Source organism: Micromonospora sp. WMMD737 (assembly GCF_049179055.1).
Lineage (GTDB): Bacteria > Actinomycetota > Actinomycetes > Mycobacteriales > Micromonosporaceae > Micromonospora > Micromonospora reichwaldensis.
The window spans coordinates 2872203-2892144 of the sequence record NZ_JBMHMH010000001.1 but is presented as its reverse complement, the minus strand read 5'-3'; the positions used below and the strand labels follow the sequence as shown (position 1 = coordinate 2892144).

At 75.6% G+C, this 19942-nt stretch carries 18 protein-coding genes; 9 read left to right on the top strand and 9 right to left on the bottom strand.

What is annotated here, in order from left to right:
• The first annotated feature begins 60 nt into the window (after positions 1 to 60).
• Positions 61 to 438 carry a VOC family protein gene (locus tag ACN27A_RS11670; RefSeq protein WP_421452420.1) on the top strand — a complete coding sequence of 126 codons (378 nt, stop codon included), beginning with the start codon at positions 61 to 63 and terminating at the stop codon, positions 436 to 438.
• An 87-nt stretch (positions 439 to 525) separates the two neighbouring features.
• On the opposite strand, the gene ACN27A_RS11665 is transcribed toward ACN27A_RS11670, so the two are convergent.
• Positions 526 to 1002, bottom strand: coding sequence for a hypothetical protein (locus ACN27A_RS11665; RefSeq protein WP_421452417.1), 477 nt, complete (start codon positions 1000 to 1002; stop codon positions 526 to 528).
• 207 nt (positions 1003 to 1209) lie between these two features.
• Here ACN27A_RS11665 and ACN27A_RS11660 point away from each other — a divergent pair, with 207 nt between their 5' ends.
• Entirely contained in the window at positions 1210 to 2094 is an 885-nt protein-coding gene (locus tag ACN27A_RS11660; RefSeq protein WP_421452414.1) for a virginiamycin B lyase family protein, read from the top strand.
• A gap of 155 nt (positions 2095 to 2249) precedes the next feature.
• On the opposite strand, the gene ACN27A_RS11655 is transcribed toward ACN27A_RS11660, so the two are convergent.
• A complete protein-coding gene (locus ACN27A_RS11655) occupies positions 2250 to 3125 on the bottom strand; it encodes a S66 peptidase family protein (RefSeq protein WP_421458441.1) in 876 nt (291 codons plus the stop codon).
• A gap of 100 nt (positions 3126 to 3225) precedes the next feature.
• Positions 3226 to 3642 carry a glyoxalase/bleomycin resistance/extradiol dioxygenase family protein gene (locus ACN27A_RS11650; protein WP_421452411.1) on the bottom strand — a complete coding sequence of 139 codons (417 nt, stop codon included), beginning with the start codon at positions 3640 to 3642 and terminating at the stop codon, positions 3226 to 3228.
• A gap of 76 nt (positions 3643 to 3718) precedes the next feature.
• Here ACN27A_RS11650 and ACN27A_RS11645 point away from each other — a divergent pair, with 76 nt between their 5' ends.
• The 3 genes from ACN27A_RS11645 (at position 3719) to ACN27A_RS11635 (ending at position 8247) form a co-directional block, all read left to right on the top strand.
• Complete coding sequence (locus ACN27A_RS11645) at positions 3719 to 4309, top strand: TetR/AcrR family transcriptional regulator (RefSeq protein WP_421452409.1); 591 nt, start codon at positions 3719 to 3721, stop codon at positions 4307 to 4309.
• 69 nt (positions 4310 to 4378) lie between these two features.
• Entirely contained in the window at positions 4379 to 5146 is a 768-nt protein-coding gene (locus ACN27A_RS11640; RefSeq protein ID WP_421452406.1) for a type 1 glutamine amidotransferase, read from the top strand.
• The gene (locus ACN27A_RS11635) at positions 5146 to 8247 is read left to right on the top strand and encodes a bifunctional [glutamine synthetase] adenylyltransferase/[glutamine synthetase]-adenylyl-L-tyrosine phosphorylase (protein ID WP_421452404.1); all 3102 of its coding nucleotides are present in this window, start codon (positions 5146 to 5148) and stop codon (positions 8245 to 8247) included. Before ACN27A_RS11640 ends, ACN27A_RS11635 begins: the two co-directional genes overlap by 1 nt.
• 20 nt (positions 8248 to 8267) lie before the next feature.
• On the opposite strand, the gene ACN27A_RS11630 is transcribed toward ACN27A_RS11635, so the two are convergent.
• Positions 8268 to 8972: an SAM-dependent methyltransferase gene (locus ACN27A_RS11630; RefSeq protein WP_421452403.1), complete on the bottom strand. Its 705-nt coding sequence runs from the start codon at positions 8970 to 8972 to the stop codon at positions 8268 to 8270.
• Positions 8973 to 9113: 141 nt separating this feature from the next.
• On the bottom strand, positions 9114 to 10802 hold the full coding sequence (locus ACN27A_RS11625; protein WP_421452401.1) for a hypothetical protein: 1689 nt from the start codon (positions 10800 to 10802) through the stop codon (positions 9114 to 9116).
• A gap of 44 nt (positions 10803 to 10846) precedes the next feature.
• Between ACN27A_RS11625 and mptB (ACN27A_RS11620) the strand changes: the two genes are divergently transcribed.
• The 3 genes from mptB (ACN27A_RS11620) (at position 10847) to ACN27A_RS11610 (ending at position 14563) form a co-directional block, all read left to right on the top strand.
• Positions 10847 to 12247 carry a polyprenol phosphomannose-dependent alpha 1,6 mannosyltransferase MptB gene (mptB, locus tag ACN27A_RS11620; RefSeq protein WP_421452398.1) on the top strand — a complete coding sequence of 467 codons (1401 nt, stop codon included), beginning with the start codon at positions 10847 to 10849 and terminating at the stop codon, positions 12245 to 12247.
• A 14-nt stretch (positions 12248 to 12261) separates the two neighbouring features.
• Positions 12262 to 13704, top strand: coding sequence for a polyprenol phosphomannose-dependent alpha 1,6 mannosyltransferase MptB (mptB, locus tag ACN27A_RS11615; RefSeq protein ID WP_421452395.1), 1443 nt, complete (start codon positions 12262 to 12264; stop codon positions 13702 to 13704).
• Positions 13705 to 13813: 109 nt separating this feature from the next.
• The gene (locus tag ACN27A_RS11610) at positions 13814 to 14563 is read left to right on the top strand and encodes a phosphotransferase (RefSeq protein ID WP_421452393.1); all 750 of its coding nucleotides are present in this window, start codon (positions 13814 to 13816) and stop codon (positions 14561 to 14563) included.
• Between the two features lie 41 nt (positions 14564 to 14604).
• On the opposite strand, the gene ACN27A_RS11605 is transcribed toward ACN27A_RS11610, so the two are convergent.
• The 3 genes from ACN27A_RS11605 to glnA form a co-directional block, all read right to left on the bottom strand.
• Positions 14605 to 15615 (bottom strand): hypothetical protein, encoded by a 1011-nt coding sequence (locus ACN27A_RS11605; RefSeq protein ID WP_421452390.1) that lies wholly within the window; start codon positions 15613 to 15615, stop codon positions 14605 to 14607.
• Positions 15612 to 15971 carry a PadR family transcriptional regulator gene (locus ACN27A_RS11600; RefSeq protein WP_421452388.1) on the bottom strand — a complete coding sequence of 120 codons (360 nt, stop codon included), beginning with the start codon at positions 15969 to 15971 and terminating at the stop codon, positions 15612 to 15614. The genes ACN27A_RS11605 and ACN27A_RS11600 overlap by 4 nt, the downstream gene beginning before the upstream one ends.
• An 835-nt stretch (positions 15972 to 16806) precedes the next feature.
• Entirely contained in the window at positions 16807 to 18231 is a 1425-nt protein-coding gene (glnA, locus tag ACN27A_RS11595; protein WP_393164959.1) for a type I glutamate--ammonia ligase, read from the bottom strand.
• 263 nt (positions 18232 to 18494) lie between these two features.
• Between glnA and ACN27A_RS11590 the strand changes: the two genes are divergently transcribed.
• Complete coding sequence (locus tag ACN27A_RS11590; RefSeq protein WP_421452385.1) at positions 18495 to 18896, top strand: RDD family protein; 402 nt, start codon at positions 18495 to 18497, stop codon at positions 18894 to 18896.
• A 60-nt stretch (positions 18897 to 18956) separates the two neighbouring features.
• Here ACN27A_RS11590 and ACN27A_RS11585 read toward each other — a convergent pair whose 3' ends face one another.
• On the bottom strand, positions 18957 to 19646 hold the full coding sequence (locus ACN27A_RS11585) for a DUF4191 domain-containing protein (RefSeq protein ID WP_421452382.1): 690 nt from the start codon (positions 19644 to 19646) through the stop codon (positions 18957 to 18959).
• Between the last annotated feature and the right edge of the window lie 296 nt (positions 19647 to 19942).

Below are 19942 nucleotides of genomic sequence, written 5' to 3'. Positions count from 1 at the left end.
TCGAGGCTCTCTCCTGACGGCGCCGGCCGGCCGGCCGGCGCGCGGAGACGGGAGGCACCCATGACCATCGACAACGCCGTCACCTGGTTCGAGATCGGCACCGAGCGGCCGGACGAGGCCGAGCGGTTCTACGGCGACCTGTTCGGCTGGAGCTTCACCGAGGAGGGCACTGCGGGAGCGTCATACCGGACGACCGGGGGCGGCACCGGTGCGGGCATCGGCGGGGCGGTCCGGGGGACCGGCGGGGCGAGCCCGAACTACGCGGTCTTCTACGTGCAGGTGGCCGACGTGGCGGAGACGGTGCGGCGGGCGGAGGCGGCCGGCGGCAAGGTGCTGGTGCCGCGCACGGAGAACGACAACGGGCTGACCCTCGCCCACCTGCTCGACCCGGCCGGCAACCACTTCGGCGTCTACGCCCCGCCACCCGCCGACTCCTGACCGGCCAGCGGTCCCCCCACCGGTGTGGCGGTGCCGAGCCTTCCGGGCACTCGCCACACCGGCGGGACGGGATCGGTCAGCCGGCCGTCACTTGCCGGCCGGTGCGCCGTGGCCGCCCCGACCGCCCGGGCCGGGCAGGACGCCGGCCTCGGCGGCGGCGGTGACGGCGTCGGCCTGCTCCTGGGTGAGCTTGCCGTCCTCGACGGCCTGCGCCAGGCGCTCCTTCATCGCGGCCTGCCGGCCGGCGGGATCGCCCTTGCCGGGTCGGTCGCCCTTCTCGGGCCGGTCGGCGGGCTTGTGCTCCCCGCGCAGCTTCTCCAGCGCGGCCGTCACCTTGTCGGTGTCGACGCCCAGCTCCGTGGCCAGCTTCTCGGCGAACTCCGCGTGCCGGTCGGCCCGCTGCTGCTGGCGGTCGCTGTCCTCGGCGGCGCTGGTGCTGGCGCCCGGCGCCGGGGTGTCGCCGTCCGCGGCGAACGCGACCGTCGGGGCGGCGAGGCCCACGCCGAGTACGCCGGCCGCGGCCAGCCCGGCCAGCATGTGCTTCTTCCTCGTGGTGCGGGACATGTCGTCCTCCAGCTCGTCGATGGGTGGTGCGATGACCGCACCGACAGTTACCGGCAGGGCTGAGGGGATGCCGTGGCGACCCTGTCAGCGAGCTGGCAATCCGGGCCGGCCGATCGGACAAACGGGTTGCATCGGCGCGCGGGGGCGGCGAGTGTGTGCGGTCGGCAGGCCCCGCCGGGGCGGAGCAGGTGACGGAAGGTGACCCTCGTGACGACGTCCGCGAAGATCAGGGAAGTCCCGCTGGGCGGGGCGGGCGGCGGCCCGTACGGCATCACGGTCGGTCCCGACGGCGCGCTCTGGCTGACGCTGGCCCAGGCCGGCGGCATCGCCCGGATGGGTGCGGGCGGTGAGCTGCGCACCTGGTCGGTGTCGCCCGACAGCCGACCGTTGATCATCACGCCGGGCCCCGACGGCGCCCTCTGGTTCACCCGCTCCGGCGACGACCGGATCGGCCGGATCACCACCGACGGCGAGTTGAGCGCCGTCGCGCTTCCGGCCGGGACCGGTCCCTGCGGCATCGCCGCCGGTTCCGACGGCGCCCTCTGGTACGCGGCCATGAGCGCCGACGCGATCGGCCGGGTCACCGTCGACGGGGAGCAGACGCGGTTCCCGCTGCCGGTGAGTGGCGGCTTCGCCTCGATGGTCGCCGCCGGGCCGGACGAGGCCGTCTGGTTCACGCTCAATCAGGCGAACGCGGTGGGCCGGATCGGCATGGACGGCGCCGTGACCCTGCACGCGTTGCCGACCGAGGGGGCCGCGCCGGTCGGCATCACCGCCGGCGTCGACGGGGCGCTCTGGTTCGTCGAGATCGGCGCCGGTCAGCTCGGCCGGATCACCCCGGACGGGCGGATCACCGAGTACCCGCTGCCGGACCGGTCCGCCCGGCCGCACGCGATCGTCGCCGACCCGGCCGGCGGCTGCTGGTACACCGAGTGGGGCGGCAACCGCATCGGCCACGTCGCCCCGGGCGGCGCGATCGACACGTACGAACTCCCCACCCCGGCCTCGGAACCCCACGGCCTCACGGTCGCCCCGGACGCCACGGTCTGGGCCGCCCTGGAAACGGGCGCCCTGGCCCACCTGACCCCCTGACCCCCCACCCACCCCCCACCCACCCCCCACCCCCCTCATCCGCCGGGTGATCATGAGGTTGGCGGTGTGGAATGTCGGTATCGCTGCCGCTAACCCCATGATCGACGCGGGGCATGCGGGGGCGCGGGGGTGAGGGTGGGAGAGGGTGCGAGGGGTCAGCGGACGGCGGGGGTGACCGTCAGGGTGCCGGTTTCCGTGTCCAGGGTGGCCTCGGTGCCCACAGGGACGGTGAGCTGGCCGGGGCCGTGGCCGATCGGCAGACCGCCGAGGACGGGGACGCCGAGGTCGCCGAGGCGCTCGGAGAGCACGTCGGCGACGCCGACCGACCAGCCGTCCGCGCAGTCGGTGAACTGGCCCACCGCCACCCCGGCCAGCCCGTCCAGGACCCCGGCGCGGCGGAGCTGGGTGAGCATCCGGTCCACCTTGTAGGGCGGCTCCTGGACGTCCTCGACGAGCAGGACCGCGCCGGTCAGGTCCGGCATGTCCGGGGTGCCCAGCGACGCCACGACCAGGCAGAGGTTGCCGCCCAGCAGCGGGCCGGTGGCCCGGCCGGGCACGCGTACCGCGAAGGTCTCCTCCTCGGCGACGGCGCTGACCGCGACCGGCCCGGTGGTCGTCAGGGCGGCGTGCAGCGACTCGGCCGAGCGCAGCGGCGTGCGCTCGTCCAGCCAGGCCGCCCCCGGGCCGTGCACGCCGGCCAGCCGGGCGCCCCGCCAGAGCGCGAACTGCAACGCCGTGATGTCGGAGAACCCGGCGACCACCTTCGGGTCGCGGCGTACGGCGGCCATGTCGATCGCGTCGACGATCCGCTGCGCGCCGTAGCCGCCCCGGGTGCAGATCACCCCGCGCACCCCGGGATCGGCGAACGCCGCGTTCAGGTCGGCGGCGCGCAGGGCGTCCGCGCCGGCGAGGTAGCCCTGCCTGGCGTACGCGTGCGGCGCCAGCACCGGGCGCAGCCCCCAGCCGGTGAGCAGCTCGACACCCCGGGCCACCCGTTCCGGTCGGGTCGGCCCGGACGGCGACACCAGCATCACCGTGTCGCCGGGGCGCAGCGCCGGCGGTCGTACGGCGGTGGCGGGACTCGTGCGGGCGAGGTCGGACACAGCGGCAGAGCCTAGTCGCGCGGGCGGCTCACCCGTCGAGGTACTGCTCGGCGTACGCCCCCGACGGGGGGATGGGCGTGATCACGTCGATCAGGACCCGGTCGGGTGCGGCGACGATGAAGTGCCGCTGCCCGAAGTCCTCGTCGCGCAGCGGCAGTTCGGCGTGCAGTCCGCCCCGGACGACGAGCCGCTCCCATTCGGCGTCGACGTCGGTCACCTCCAGGTTGAGCAGGAGTCCTCGCGCGGGTGCCCGGTACGCCTCGGGCAGCGTCGGGTGCTGGTGGTCGAGCAGCGCCAGTTCGTACGCGGGCGGTCCCGGGCGGCGCAGGCTCACGTACCAGTCGGCCTCGAAGGTCGTCTCGAAGGCGAAGAAGCGTCGGTAGAAGTCGTGTGACTCGCGCAGCTGCGCGGTGCAGACGACGGGGTAGAAGCTGGTCAGGTTCATCTCGGCCCCTTCGCATACCATCGGTATGTCAAGGACCGTATTTCACATACCGTTGGTATGTCAACGAGGGGGCGCGATGACCGAGGGTGTCCGGGCGCAGCAGCGGGAACAGACCCGGCGGGCCCTGGTGGCCGAGAGCCGGCAGCTGTTCGCCACCCGGGGCTACGCGGCGGTCGGCCTGGCGGAGATCGTGCGGGTGGCCGGAGTCACCAAGGGCGCGCTCTACCACCACTTCGCCGGCAAGGCCGAGCTGTTCCGGGCGGTGCTGGCGGAGGTGCAGCGGGAGGTGGCACACCGGGTCGCCACGACCGCCGACGCCGAGAAGGACCCGTGGGCCCGGTTCACGGCGGGCTGCCAGGCGTTCCTCACCGCGAGCACCGATCCCGAGATCCAGCAGATCATGTTGATCGACGGCCCGGCGGTGCTCGGCTGGAACGAGTGGCGTGCGCTGGACGAGGCGGCGTCGGGCCGGCACCTGGCCGACGCGTTGACCCTGCTGATCGAGGAGGGGCTGATCGCGCCGCAGCCGGTGGCGCCCCTGACCCATCTGCTCTCGGGCGCGATGAACGAGGCGGCGCTCTGGATCGCCGGGGCGGCCGACCCGACCGCCCTGGCCGACACCCGTACCGCCCTGGCCCGGATGCTCGACGCGCTGCGCGTCCCCTGAGCCCGATCGTCCGCCGCGCCGGTGGAGGCGTTCCGGGGTCCGTCCGGGCCACCGGCTAGCCTCGACGTCGTGGCTACCGCGCTGGTGATCGAGAACGACCCGACCGACGACGTCCGCCGGCTGGGCGAGTGGCTGACCGAGGCCGGCCTCGACCTGTGGGTGGTCCGCGCCCACGCCGGTGACGAGATCCCCGCCGACCTGGAGGGATACTCGGCGCTGGTCGTGCTCGGCGGCGCGATGGCGCCGTACCCGCTGCCGGACGGGTCGCCCGCCGCGCCCTGGCTGCCGGCGCTGGAGGGGCTGCTGCGCAAGGCCGTCCGGCACCGGGTGCCGACCCTCGGCATCTGCCTCGGCGCGCAGCTGCTGGCCACCTCGCACGCCGGCGAGGTCGTCCGCAGCCCGAGCGGCCCGGAGGTCGGCCCCTGCGTGGTCGGCAAGCGGGACGCCGCCGACACCGACCCGCTGTTCCGTTACGTCCCGCTGATCCCCGACGTGTTCCAGTGGCACGCCGACGAGATCACCGAGCTGCCCCGCGGCGCCACCCTGCTGGCGGCCTCCACCCGCTACCCACACCAGGCGTTCCGCCTCGGCGACCGGGCCTGGGGGTTGCAGTTCCACATCGAGTGCGACACCGCCATGATCGCCGACTGGGCCGCCGACTCGAGGCTGCTGGCCGAGCTGGGCTACGACCCCGACCTGGTGGTGGCGGCCTGCCACGACGTGATGGTCGACGTCGAGGAGGTCTGGCAGCCGTTCGCCGCCCGGTTCGCCGCGCTGGCCCTGGGTGAGCTGGAGGACACCACGCCCCGCCGCAGCCTGCCCCTGCTCGGGCAGTGATGAGCCGGCCGGCCAGGGCCGCGGGACGGCTCGCCCGCTACGGCTTCGGCACCGACGGCGGTGCCGGCGCCACCCGCGCCGCCGACCTGCTCGGCCCGGACGGGCTGGGGCTGTGGCGGCCGGACGTGCAGGAGCCCACCGACGGCCGCGCGGCGGAGCTGCTCGCCGCGCTCTCCCGGGCCGCCGACCCGGACCTGGCGCTGCGTCAGCTGCACCGCATCGTCGAGGCCGAGCGCCGGACGGCCGCGAACGGCACCGGCCCCGCCGCGGGCCGGTCCGGGGGGAAGGCCCACCCCGGTACGCCGGTCGGGGCCGAGCGTCGGGAGGCCCCGGAGCAGGTGCCGTCGGCGCTGCTGTCGGGGCTCGCCGACGACCCCGGCCTGCGCCGCCGGCTGATCGCCGTCCTCGGCGCCTCGTCGGCGCTCGGCGACCACCTGGTCGCCAACCCGGACCAGTGGCCCGCGCTGCGCACCGCCCCGGACGGGCTGGCGCCGACCGCCGAGGGGCGGCTCGACCTGTCCGGCGACGGGCAGCCGGTGGCGGTGCTGCGCAGGGCGTACCGGCTGGCGCTGTTGCGGATCGCGGCGGCCGACCTGACCGGCGGCCGGGGCCTGGAGCAGACCATGGCCGCGCTCTCGGCCCTGGCGGACGCGACCCTGGCGGCGGCGTACGAGATCGCGGTCGGCGAGCTGCCGGAGGGCACCCCCCGGCCCCGGCTGGCCGTCGTCGCGATGGGCAAGTGCGGCGGCGACGAGCTGAACTACGTCTCCGACGTCGACGTGATCTTCGTGGCCGCCGAGGACGACGACCTCGCCGCGGCCACCACGGTCGCCACCCGGCTCATCCACGTCTGCGGGCTGGTCGCCTGGCCGGTCGACGCCGCCCTGCGCCCGGAGGGCAACCGCGGGCCGCTGGTGCGGACGCTGGCCAGCCACCTCGCCTACTACCGGCGCTGGGCGCGCACGTGGGAGTTCCAGGCGCTGCTCAAGGCGCGGCCGGCGGCCGGCGACCTGGCGCTGGGCCGGGAGTGGATCGACCAACTCGCCCCGCTGGTGTGGCGGGCCGCCGAGCGGCCCGAGGCGGTCGAGGACGTCCGCGCCATGCGGCGCAAGATCATCGACAACATCCCGCCGAAGGAGCTGGAGCGCGAGATCAAGCGGGGTCCGGGCGGGCTGCGCGACATCGAGTTCGCCGTGCAGCTGCTGCAACTCGTGCACGGGCGGGGCGACGAGTCGCTGCGGGTGCCCGGCACCATTCCGGCGCTGCGCGCGCTGGTCGCCGGCGGCTACGTCGGCCGGGCCGACGGCGAGGGGCTGCTGCGCGGCTACCGCTTCCTGCGCGGCGTGGAGCACCGCCTCCAGCTCCAGGGGCTGCGCCGCACCCACACCGTGCCGACCGAGCCGGCCGCGCTGCGCTGGCTGGCCGCCGCGCTGGGCCACACCGCCACGCCGGGCCGCAGCGCCGTCGAGGAGTTCCGCGCCGAGTGGGTCACCCACGCCGCCGAGGTACGCCGACTGCACGCCAAGCTGCTCTACCGGCCGCTGCTGGAGTCGGTGGCCCGGGTGCCGGCCGACGGGCTGCGGCTGACCCCCGAGGCGGCCCGGCACCGGCTGGAGATCCTCGGCTTCGCCGACCCGGCCGGGGCGCTGCGTCACCTCCAGGCCCTCACCGGCGGGGTGAGCCGCACCGCCGCCATCCAGCGCACCCTGCTGCCGGTGCTGCTCAGCGAGTTCGCCGACGCCCCCGAGCCGGACCGCGGCCTGCTCAACTACCGGCAGGTCTCCGACAAGCTCGGCAGCACCCCCTGGTACCTGCGCCTGCTGCGCGACTCCGGGCCGGTGGCCCGCCGGCTGGCCCGGGTGCTCTCCTCCTCCCGGTACGCCGCCGACCTGCTGGCCCGCGAGCCGGAGGCGCTGCGGCTGCTGGCCGAGGAGAGCGAGCTGGCGCCCCGGCCCAGCACGGTCCTCTGCGAGGGCTTCGCCGCCGCCGCGGCCCGGCACTCCGACCCGGTCGAGGCCACCCGGGCGATCCGCGCGCTGCGCCGTCGGGAACTGGTCCGGATCGCCTGCGCCGACCTGCTGAGCCGGGCCGGCTCGCTGGCCCCGTCGCCGCCCCGGCCCGACGGCGGGCGCGCGGCGCTGGGCCTGGCCGACGTGACCGCCGTCGGCACCGCCCTGGCGGACGTCACCGACGCCACCCTGGCCGCCGCCCTGCGGGCCGCCCGCGCGGCCCAACCGCCCGTGCCGGGGCTGCGCTTCGCCGTCATCGGCATGGGCCGCCTCGGCGGGTACGAGTCGAACTACCTCTCCGACGCCGACGTGCTCTTCGTCTACGACGCGCCAGCCGGCGCGGGCGACGGCGCGGCGGGTGCCGCCGCCCGCGCGATCGCCGAGGAGCTGCGCCGGCTGCTCGGCATGCCCGCGCCCGACCCGCCGCTGGGCGTCGACGCCGACCTGCGTCCGGAGGGCCGGCAGGGCCCGCTGGTGCGCAGCCTCGCCGCGTACGCGCAGTACTACGCCCGCTGGTCGAAGGTGTGGGAGGCGCAGGCGCTGCTGCGGGCCCGGTTCGTCTGCGGCGACGCCGACCTCGGCGCCGAGTTCGTGGCGATGGTCGACCCGGTGCGCTACCCGGCCGACGGGCTGAGCCGCGAGCAGGTGGTGGAGATCCGCCGGATCAAGGCGCGGGTGGAGCACGAGCGGCTGCCCCGGGGCGCCGACCCGGCCACCCACACCAAGCTGGGGCGGGGTGGCCTCGCCGACGTCGAGTGGGCGGTGCAGCTGCTCCAGCTCCGGCACGCCGGGGCACTCCCGGCGCTGCGCGGCACGCGTACGCTCGACGCCCTCGCGGCGGCCCGGGACGCGGGCCTGGTCGACCCGACGGACGCCACGGAGATGACGGCCGGCTGGACGCTGGCCGCACAGGTCCGCAACGCGCTGATGCTGGTCCGGGGCCGGGAGGGCGACCAGCTGCCCCGGCACGGCGTCGAGCTGGCCGGGGTGGTCCGGCTGCTCGGCCGCGACGATCCCGGCGAGTTCCTCGACGAGTACCTGCGCACCTGCCGCCGCTCCCGGGCGGCGATGGAACGGGTGCTCGACTCCTGAGACCCGCCTCGGCGCGGGTCTCAGGGGCGGCGGTGCACCAGCACCACGTGGTCGACCAGTTCGCCGGTCTCGCCGTTCGGGCCGGTGGCCTGCCGGCGCGGGGCGTCGAGCCGCTCGGTGTCCCACCGGTCGGGGTCGAGGTCGAGCGCGGCCAGGGTCTCCTGCGGCGTGGAGAACCGCGCGTGCCCGTGGTCGTGCCGCCCCCACGGCGGGACCTCGCCGTGCTCGACGATCAGCAGCCGGCCGCCGGGGGCCACGGCCCGGGCCGCCGATTGCAGCAGCTCCGCCCGGGGGAGCTCCAGCGGCGACTGGAGGAACTGCGCGGAGACCAGGTCGTACGCGCCCGGCGGGAAGGTCCGGGTGAGATCGTGCCGGCGGAACTCGATGCGGGACGTGACCCCGGCGGCGGCCGCTTCCTCGGCCGCCCGGGCCAGGGCGGTCTCGGAGACGTCGACGGCGGTCACCCGCCAGCCCCGCGCGGCCAGCCAGAGCGCGTCGCCGCCCTCCCCGCAGCCGAGGTCCAGCACGGTGCCGGCCGGCAGCGAGCCGGCGACGTCGACCAGGATCGGGTTCGCCCGGCCGCTCCAGACCCTCTCGTGCCGCCCGTAGTGCTCTTCCCAGAACCGCGCGGTCTCCTCGTCCACGTCCGGGTGCCGCCCGTCGTGGCCGGTGGCCGTCGTGGTGTGGTCGTGCCGGTGTCCGCCGGTCGTCGCGTCGTGCTGCACGTCTCGTCCTCCTGGTGCGCTGCCTGCCTCCTCGCCGAGCATGCCGGCTGCGACGAGGTCGTCCCCTGCCCGTCGATCGTGACGTGGCGGCAGCCCGGGAGCAAAGATTGTTGCCGGGTCGGCAAAAAGGTGGGCGACCGGTCAGCTGCCGAGCCGGTACTGCCCGGCACGCGGCACCGTCACCGCCGTCCAGTCGCCGGCGGCGGCGACCGTGGCCCCGCCCGAGGCAGTCAGCCAGCGGCTGTGCCGCACCCGGACCGGCACCGTGCCGGCTTCCGGCGCCCGGAACGTCACCGACGCGCCGTCCTGCGCGACCAGCTCGGCCGGCGCTTCGACGATCGGGGTCGGGTCGGTCACCGCCCAGACCCGCCAGTGCGGGCCGGACCAGACGGGCGTCAGGTAGGGCAGCCCGCCCGCGACCAGCTCGGCCTCCGCCCGCCCCACCCAGGACAGCGGGACGTCCGGCACCGCGACGAACTGCACCGCGTTGGCGGTGAGCCAGTCCCGGTAGCTCGCGGCGGTCAGTGACACCCCGGTGCCCGCGGCCCCCGGCACGGTGGTGAAGAAGAGCGGGTTGCGGTCGATGTCGGCCTGCCGCAGCCAGCCCCGGGCCAGGGGCACCTCGCCCAGCCTCGCCGCCTCCCAGTAGTTGCGGGTCGGCGGGACCTCCACCCGGCCGGTGAGGCGCTGCCCGTCGAGGAACGCCCGCAGCGGCGCGAAGTAGCCCGCCCGGCTGGTCGGGTCGTCGACGCTGCGCAGGTCGGCGGGGGGCACCGGCGGCTGCCACCAGCACACCGCCGCCAGCAGCCCGGCCAGCGCGACACCCCAGGCCCGCGTGCCGGCGGGTCCTACGCCGGTCCGCCTGGCCGACCCGGGCCCACCGGCGGGTGACGCGCCGCCCCGGCCCAGCCATGCCGTCAGCCGGGCCGGGGGGCGGGCGGCGGCGGCCAGCAGGGGCAGGGCGAACATGACGGCCAGCCGGGTGGCGTTCAGCCCCACCGGGGTGTGCACCAGCGCCGCCGCCAGCACCCCGGCCGCAGAGAGCAGCGCCCCCACCCGCACCGGCCGGTAACCCACGAGCGCGGCCACGAGCAGGCTGGTCAGCACGGCGCGCACCGTGTCGGTGCGGCTGATGTTCATCCAGCCGCCGTCGCCGAAGAGCAGTGCGGTCAGCCCGAGCGGCAGCGCGGCGGCGGCACCGAGCACCAGGCCGTCGGCGTACCGGCGGGTCAGCAGGAGCGCCGCCCCGGCCAGGCCGACGAAGAGGCCCGCGACCGGGCTCGTCGCCGAGGCCAGCAGCGCCCCGGCCGCCGCCAACCCGAGCCGCACGAGCCGCCGTCGCCGCCCCCACCTGTCGGGGCCCGCGCCGGTCGGTCCACCCCGGGCGTCGCCGGTGGGGGCGGTCGGACCGAGGGTGAGGGCGAGCAGCGCGCCGAGGCCGAAGGCCACCCCGAGGCCGTACGTCACCCGGCCCGAGACCAGGTTGCCGGCGATGGTGAGCACCCCGACGAGGCTGCCGAGCAACGGGCGGGGCACCCCGGTACGCACCAGCAGCGCCGCGAACGCGGTCGCCGCCGCCACCAGGGCCAGCGCGCCGGTGACCCGTGCCCCGAGCAGCGCCATCACCGGCTGGGAGACCAGGCTGTAGCCGAACTGCTGCACGCCGCCGTACCAGCGCAGGTCCACCGGGGCGAGGCCGTGCGCGGCGAAGAAGTCGGCCCGGGCCACCTGCGCGGCGAGGTCGGAGCCGGTCGGCGGGAGGGCGACGTACGCCACTGCGAGGAGCACGGCGGAGACGGCGGCCACCGCCACCACCCGACTGCGCCGCATGCCCACCTCCGTACCGCGACCACCGTACTGGCAGCATGTCCGGCGTGCCTCACCACCTCGCGCGCTGGATCGGCCTCGCCGGCTCGACGCTGCTCGCCGTGGCCGCGTTCCTCGGCGGAGCGTTTCCCGACGGCGACCTGCGCCCCACCCCGGTCAGCATCTGGCAGGGCCCGTACGGCCCGCTGATCATCGCCACCTGGGCGGTCGGCACCGGCGCGATGGCGTACGCCTGGTGGGCGCTGCGCGACCGGGTGCCGTCGACCCGCTGGGCGCTCGTCACCGTCGGGCTGTGGCTGCTGCCGCTGCTTCTCACGCCGCCGCTGGGCAGCCGGGACGTCTACGCGTACGCCTGCCAGGGAGCCAGCTTCTCCGCCGGCCTGAACCCGTACGAGCAGGGCGTCTCGGCGCTGCCGTGCCCGTGGCTGGACACCATCTCCTACATCTGGCGGGACACCTCGGCCCCGTACGGGCCGCTGTTCGTGCTGCTCGCCGGGGCGGTGGTGAAGGCCACCGGCTCCCTGTACGGCAGCATCGTGCTGTTCCGGCTGCTCGCCGTCGTCGGGGTGGGGCTGACGGCGGCCTGCCTGCCGGTGCTGGCCCGCCGCTGCGGCGTACCGGGCGGCCGGGCCGTCTGGCTGGCGCTGGGCTCGCCGCTGATCGGGGTGCACCTGGTCTCCGGGGCGCACAACGACGCGCTGATGGTGGGGCTGCTCGTCGCCGGGCTGGCGGTGGTGGTGTCCCGACCGGGCCGCCCCGGCCCGCTGCTCGGCGGGGGAGTGCTGCTCGGCCTCGCCGTCGCGATCAAGGTGACCGCGCTGGTCGTGGTGCCGTTCGCCGCGCTGGCGGCGATCGTCGGGGCGTACTCGATCAGGGCCCTGGTGCGCGACGGCGGGTGGGTGGTCGGCGGGGCGGTCGCCGCCGTGGTCGGCGCGACCCTCGCCACCGGCCTGGGCTTCGGCTGGGTGACCGGGCTCGAACAGGGCGGCCTGGTGATCGCCTGGACCTCGCCGCCGACGGCGGTGGGGCAGACCGTCGCCTACCTCGCCGCGCCGTTCGGCTGGCACGGCGACCCGCTGCCGGCCACCCGGGGGATCGGCATGGCGGCGCTGGCGCTGGTGCTGCTCTGGCTGTGGTGGCGGGCGCGCACCCGGGAGCCGATCTGGCACGCCGGCCTGGCGCTGGCCGCCACCGTCGCGCTCGCCCCGCTCTTCCACCCCTGGTACTGGACGTGGCCGCTCGCGGTGCTCGCGGCCACGGCCCGGCGCACCGGGTGGTTCGCGGTCGTCGCGATCGTCTCGTCGTTCCTGGTGCTCGCCGACGGCACGGGGCTGGCCCGGTACACCAAGACCGTCGGGGCGCCGCTGATGACGCTGTTCGTGATCGTGGTGGTGGTCCGCTTGGTACGGTCGGCCCGGGCGGCCCGTCGGCCGGCCGCCGTGGACTGAGGAGAGGGACGCCGGTGACCGCTCCCGGCGTCGCCCGGTGGGTCGGACTGGCCGGGGCGGTGCTGCTGACCGTCGCCGGCTGGCTCGGCGGCGCGCTGCCCCGGGCCACCACTGCTCCGAGCCCTGCCGACGAGCCGTGGACCGTCGCGCTGTGGCTGGTCGGCACCGGGCTGCTGGTCGGCGCCTGGTGGGCGCTGCGCCGGGGCGCGCCGGCGACGCGGTGGGCGTACCGGACCGCCGGGCTGTGGGCGCTGCCGCTGCTGGCCGCGCCGCCGCTGGGCAGCCGGGACGTCTACTCGTACGCCTGTCAGGGCTGGGCGTACGCGCACGGCGTCGACCCGTACGCCGTCGGCGTGGCCGGGGCCGGCTGTCCCTGGGTGGACGCTGTCGCCCCGATCTGGCGGGACACTCCGGCGCCGTACGGGCCGGTCTTCGTGCTGCTCGCCGCGCTCGCCGTGACTGTCGGCGGCGGCCTGGTGGGCGCGATCGTGGCGTTCCGGCTGCTCGCGGTCGCGGGGGTGCTGCTGACCGCCGCCTGCCTGGTCGGCCTGGCCCGGGCCGCCGGCGTGCCCACCCGCCGGGCGGCCTGGCTGGCGCTGGCCAGCCCACTGGTCGGGGTGCACCTGATCGCCGGCGCGCACAACGACGCGGTGATGCTCGGGCTGCTGACGCTGGGCCTGCTCGTGCTGGTCCGCCGTCCGGGCAGGCCGGGGCCGCTGCTGCTGGCCGGGGCGCTGCTCGGGCTGGCGGTGACCGTGAAGGCGACCGCCGTGGTGGTGCTCCCGTTCGCGGCGCTGGCCGCCGTGCACGGCCGTCACACCGTACGGGCGCTGCTGCGCGACGGCGGCTGGCTGGCCGGCGGGGCGCTCGGCGCGGTGGCCGTCGCCTCGCTGCTCTCCGGGCTCGGCCTCGGCTGGGTGGGCGGGCTGACCCGCAGCGGCGACTCGGAGCAGTGGACGTCCCCGCCCACGGCGGTCGGCTTCGTCGTCGACTACGCGGGCGGCCTCGTTGGCCGGGAGCCGGGCGCGGTGCCGGTCGTCCGCGCGGCGGCCCTGCTGCTGCTCGCCGTGCTGGTGGCGGCGCTGTGGTGGCGGGCGTGGTCGGGGCTGCGCCGGGCGGACGGCGTCGGGCAGCGGGTGGCCCGCCCGGACGCCGCCCGCCCCCGGGCCGCGTTGCTCGGGGCGGGGCTGGCGCTGGCCGCCACGGTCGCGCTGGCCCCGGTCTTCCACCCCTGGTACGCCACCTGGCCACTGGCGCTGCTCGCGGTCGCCGCGACGCGTACGACCTGGTTCGTGGGGCCCTGCGCGGCGGCGGCCTTCCTCGCCCTGCCCGACGGCACCAACCTGGCCCGGTTCAGCAAGGCCCCGGGAGCGCTGGCGATGACGGCGCTGGCGGCCGGGCTGGCGGTGTGGGGCCTGCTCCGACTCCGCCGGACCCGGCCCGCGCCCCCGGACTGAGGGGCCGTGCCGCGCGTTCCGGGCGGCGGGGTTCGCGCCGCGTTCTCGGGGCCGTCGCGCCCGGCCGAGGTCCGTGGCGCGCTGCGGCTGGCGGGTCCATGATCGTGGGATGAGCGCAGCCGAGGAACCGTTGCCGGGCAACGCCACCGCCGGCGTGGTGCGCGTCGGCGACACCGTGCGCCGTCCGGTCGGCCCCTGGACCGGCGCGGTGGACGCCCTGCTGGAACACCTGCACGCGGTGGGGTTCTCCGGCGCGCCCCGACCCCTGGGCCGGGACACGCAGGGCCGGCAGGTGCTGGAGTACGTCCCCGGCGAGGTCGGCGCGGCCTCGGGCACGTACCCGGTGGCGGACCTGTTCGCGATCGGCCGGATGCTGGCCGAGCTGCACGAGGCGCTGGCCGGCTTCACCCCGCCGGCCGGCGCGGCGTGGCAGCGGCTCATCCCGCCCGACCGGGAGGAACTCGTCTGCCACAACGACGTGGCCCCCTGGAACCTGATCAGGGCGGACCGGGGCTGGGTGCTCATCGACTGGGACGCCGCCGCGCCGGGCTCCCGGCTGTGGGACGTCGCGTACGCCGCGCAGAGCATGGCCGGCCTGCGCCCGGACCGGCCGGTGGCCGAGTCGGCGGCCCGGCTGCGCGCCTTCGCCGACGGCTACCGCCTCGACGAGGCGTCCCGCCCGGCCCTGGCCGGAATGCTCGGCCGCCGCGCCCGGGCGATGTACGAACTGCTGCGCGAGGGCGCGGAGCAGCGGCGCGAGCCGTGGGCCCGGATCTGGACCGAGGACGGCCCGTACTGGCTGGCCACCGCCGACCACCTCGCCGCCCACACGCGGGAATGGGAGGCGGCCCTGCGCTGAGCCTCCTCCCTTTCGCCACCGTCGGGTGCGCACCCCGTTGGTTACGGGACCCGCCCGGCGGCGCGCCCACAGGTGGGGCAGCGGGCGTCCGCTCCGACCGGGCCGGTCCCGCGCGCCCGCCCGCGCAGGGCGATCGCCAGCGGGAGCAGCGCCGGGCCGACCAGCACGACCACGACGGCCGTCGTGGCGAGCGCGGCCCAACCCGGTCTGGGCGCGCCATGCAGCAGGCCATCCGCCGCACCGGCCAGAATGTGCAGCGAGAGCAGGCCCAGCGGGGTGAGCAGGGCGAGCAACGCCCACCCGCCCCGATGGTCTGCGCGCGCCGCCCACCAGGTGCCGAGCAGCAGCACCACGGCGAGCATCGCCGCGGCGGTCCAGGGCAGAACCCGGCTTCCGACCCACTGGTAGGAGATCGCGACGAAGTCGACCGGGGGTTGAAGATTGGTCTGTGCGAGCGCTGCGGCCCCGGCGGCGAGCAGCGGCAGGCTCCGCACCGGCGCCGGCAGCCGGTCGGGCAGGGCGAGCGCCACCAGGCCCAGCCCGAGTTGCGGCACCAGCACCAGCAGCGGTGGGCGGGGCAGACCGGCGAGGGCGGCGGCGGGCATGACCGCGAGGGTCAGCAGCACCGCGACGGCGATGACACGCCGTGCCCAGCGGGCCGGCGCGGCGGCGTGCGCCACTGCGGCGAACAGCCAGCCAAGCCACACCGCGACGCCGATCGAGACGAATGGCCCCGCGGTCGGCGTGCCCCACTCGGCGGGCGGTGGCCGCAGTTCCAGCACCGACCAGGCCCCCGCCAGCGCCGTCGCGGTGAGGAAGGCGAGGACGGCGGCGAGGCGTACGCCCGGGATCAGGTCGGCGGCCCCGGCGGCCCGCAGCCGCTGGCGCAGGCCGCCGCGCACGAGGTCCGCGGCGTCCGCGGGCGAGGGCCAGCGTCGCCCCGGCCCGGCCAGGTCGAGGTACGTGCCGACGATCTCCGCGCCGCGCGCCCGCCGGTATTCGGCCGGGTACGCCCGCAGCAGGCGGTGGTAGCGCCGCTCCAGCTCGCTCATGCCAACCCCCCGGCGGTACGCGGGGCGAGCGGTCGGGCCGCGCGGGCGCGCAGGCGGGCGCTGGCCGCCTCGACGTTGCGGCGCAGGCGCTCGGTCTCGGCGCTCAGCGTGGCGTCGCCGGCGGGGGAGAGGCGGTAGTAGCGGCGCAGCCGGCCGTCCACCACCTCCTCGCGGTCGACCTCGACCAGGCCGGCGTCGGTCAGCCGGTCGAGCGCGCCGTAGAGAGTGCCGGGCCGCAGCGACACGCGCCCGTCGGAGAGGGCGGCGACCTCGCCGATCAGGCCGTAGCCGTGCATCGGCTCGCCGGCCAGCGCGGTGAGGATCAGGAAGGTGGGTTCGCGCAGCGGAGTATCCACGCCAGCAATATAACGGACGCGAAGGTATGCAGTGGCCCGTCACGTGCTGAGCCTGCTCCGGTGCGCCGTACGGCCTCCAGTTGCTGCCGGCGTTGCGGCTGCGCCCCTTCGCTGTCGCGGGTCCCCACCCGGCCGCCTCGACGGGCGCGCCAGGGATGATCGGCCGCCTCGACGGGCGCGCCAGGAACGCCGCCCGGCTGCCTCGACGGTGCGCTGGAAACGCCAATCGAGCGTCGACGTGCGTGCTAGAGACTGCCGATCGGCCGTCTCGATGAGCACGCTAGTGAGGTCGGTCGGCCGTTTCGATGAGCACGCTAGGGACGCCGTCCCGCCGGCTCGACGGCGTGCCAGGGACGCCGATCGGTGCCTCGACGGCGCGGTAGGGGCGCCGATCGTGCGTCGAGTGGAACATCACGGGTGTCAAAGCCCTCCCGTGACACCCATGGTGTTCCACCGGCCGCGATCACGGAGCCGGTCGGCTCCACCCGGCCCTGTCCCGCCCGGCCCGCCCAGCCCGGCCCGCCCGGCCCGGCCCGGTCCCGCCCGGCCCGGTCCCGCCCGGCCCGGTCCCGCCCGGCCCCGCCCGCCCCCGGCGCATTCGCCCCGGCTGTCGGAGCCGGTCAGGCCGGGGCGGTCGGGCCGGTGCCGATGGGCTGGGCGGGAAGGCGCGGGGCATCGTCGGGGGTGCGCGGTGAGGCAGGAAGGCTCCGGGGGACCCGGGGGCCTTCGCGCGTCCGGGTCCTGAGCAGCGCCAGCTCCTCGGCGCTGCCCCAGTGACATGCGGACGCAGGAAGGCCCCGGGGGACCCGGGGCCTTCCTGAGGTGACCTGCTGCGTCAGCAGTCGAAGTACATGGCGAACTCGTGCGGGGTCGGGCGCAGGCGCACCGGGTCGACCTCGTTGGCGCGCTTCCACTCGATCCAGGTCGAGATCAGGTCGGGGGTGAACACCCCGCCGTCGAGCAGGTAGTCGTGGTCGGCTTCGAGGGAGTCGAGCACCGCCGACAGCGAGCCCGGCACCTGCTTGACGTCGCCCCACTCCTCCGGCGGCAGGTCGTAGAGGTCCTTGTCGATCGGCGCCGGCGGCTCGATCTTGCTCTTGATGCCGTCGAGGCCGGCCATCATCATCGCCGAGAAGGCCAGGTAGACGTTGGCCGACGGGTCCGGCACGCGGAACTCGACGCGCTTGGCCTTCGGGTTGCTGCCGGTCACCGGGATGCGGGTGCAGGCGGAGCGGTTGCGCTGCGAGTAGACCAGGTTGACCGGCGCCTCGAAGCCCGGCACCAGCCGGCGGTACGAGTTGACCGTCGGGTTGGTGAAGGCCAGCAGCGACGGGGCGTGGTGCAGCAGGCCGCCGATGTACCAGCGGGCCATGTCGGACAGGCCGGCGTAGCCGGTCTCGTCGTAGAACAGCGGCTCGCCGTTGAGCCACAGGCTCTGGTGGGTGTGCATGCCGGAGCCGTTGTCGCCGAAGAGCGGCTTCGGCATGAAGGTCGCGGTCTTGCCGTTGGCCCAGGTCTCGTTCTTCACGATGTACTTGAAGAGCTGGAGCTGGTCGGCCGCGTGCAGCAGCGTCGAGAACCGGTAGTTGATCTCGGACTGGCCGGCGGTGCCCACCTCGTGGTGCGAGCGTTCCACGGTGAACCCGCTGTCGACCAGCCGGCGCACGATGCTGTCGCGCAGGTCGGCGAGGTGGTCGACCGGCGGCACCGGGAAGTAGCCGCCCTTGTACGCGGTCTTGTAGCCGCGGTTGCCGCCCGGCTCCTCGCGGCCGGTGTTCCAGGCGCCCTCGATCGAGTCGATGTAGTAGAACGACTGGTGCGCGGAGGTCTCGTGGCGGATGGAGTCGAAGATGTAGAACTCCGCCTCCGCGCCGAAGTACGCGGTGTCGGCGATGCCGCTGGCGGCCAGGTAGGCCTCGGCCTTCTTCGCCACGTTGCGCGGGTCGCGGCTGTAGGCCTCGCGGGTGAACGGGTCGTGGATGAAGAAGTTGAGCGCGAGGGTCTTCTGCGCCCGGAAGGGGTCGATGAAGGCGGTGGCGACGTCCGGGAGCAGGAGCATGTCCGACTCGTGGATCGCCTGGAAACCGCGGATCGACGACCCGTCGAAGGCCAGGCCCTCGGTGAAGAAGGCATCGTCGACGGACTCGACCGGCAGGTTGAAGTGCTGCATCACGCCGGGCAGGTCACAGAACCGTACGTCGACGAACCTCACGTCCTCGTTCTTGAGGTATCGCAGGAGTTCCTCGGGATTGGCGAACACACGTCCTCCTGGCACGTCCACGGGTGGCTAGGCTCTTGGCGACGCTATGGCCGCGCGGTTGCCCGGCCATGTCTTGAGTGTTTCTGCCGTGTTACGTCCCTCGCGGAGCGTCATCCGCGCCGCTCGGGCGGGCCGGACCGTGCGACGGGACGCCACCGGCTGTGCCATTCTATTGACACTTGCTCGCTTTCGCCCCTTTTTGCTGCCCGGGTGCGGGCAACCGTCCCCGATCCGTCCATGCCCCCTGGATACCCTTGACCGTTGTGACCAAGCCGCATGATCGCCCCGTACCGCCCGCGTCGGATCCCACCTTCACGCCGCCCAGCCTGGGGCGCCGGTTCGGCGCGCTGGTGATCGACTGGGTGCTCTGCCTGCTCGTCGCCGGGGGCTTCGCCGACCCGGTCCGCGACGGGTGGGCGCCCGTGCTGGTGCTGATCGTCGAGTACGGCTTCTTCCTCGGGCTCTTCGCGCAGACGCCGGGCATGTTCATCACGAAGATCCGCTGCGTCGCGTGGGCCGACGGCGGTCGCATCGGGGTGGCCCGGGCCCTGCTGCGCGGCCTGCTGCTCGCCCTGGTCGTCCCGGCCCTGCTGATGGACGGCCACCGTCGCGGCCTGCACGACCGCCTGGCGGGCTCCGTCGTCACCGACGCCCCCCGCCCCTGAGACGAACGAAGAGCCGGGCCCTGCGAACAGGCCCGGCTCTTTCGCGTACGCGTCGGAAGGTCAGCGACCGCGCGTCTGGCGGAACGCGCCCCGCGCGGGTCGCATGTTCTTCGGGATCGCGCCCTTGGGCATCTGCGGGCGGGCGGTGAGCGCCTTGAGCCGCTTGTCCAGCGAGTTGACGTCCTTGCCGCTGAGGTTGCGCGGCAGCCGCATCAGCGTCATCCGCAGCTTGCGGATCGGCAGCTCGCCCTCCTCCTGCCCGATCACGTAGTCGAAGAGCGGGGCGGAGCCGATCACCTTGGCCAGCCGCCGCTTCTCCTGGCCGAGCAGCCCGCGTACCCGCTGCGGGTTGCCCTCCGCCAGCAGGATCACCCCGGGCCGGCCGATGACCAGGTGGACCATGTCCATCTGCGTGGTGGAGCTGACCGCCGGGGTGACCCGCCAGTCGCCCCGCATGCTCTCCATGATCTGGGCCGCCGCGCCGGGCTGCCCCTCGGCGGCGTTCATCATCGCCTTGTTGGACCGCAGGTTGAGCACGATCAGCAGGCAGAGCAGGGCGAACAGGATGCCCAGCGGCAGCCAGATCCAGCTCCAGAGCAGGACCGCGACCACGGTGAGCGCGAGCGGGATCAGCACCGCGCCGGCGGCCAACGGCGCGAACCACCGGTCCTGCTTGGCGGTGAACTTGAACACCATCCCGATCTGCTTCAGCCGCTGGCCGAACGAGACCTTCTCCTGGGGCTTTGCCATGCCGCAGAGTCTAGTGGTCGCCGCACGTCGCGTTGTCCGCGGCCGGGCTGAGCCCCTCACGCCGCCGTGCCGCGGCCGAGGGGCCGCGAGGAGGACGGGGGAGCGGGCGTGCCCGGATCGACCTGCCGTGCGTGTCCGGCCCGCGCCGACTCCAGTTCCGCGCCGGCTTGCACGGGCTCCAGCTCTGCGCCGGCCCGCGCCGGTTTCAGCTCCGCGCCGGGCTGCGCTGGCTTCAGCTCCGCGCCGGGCTGCGGCTCGGCCGGGCCCACCCCACCGCTGAGGAACCGGTGGACCCG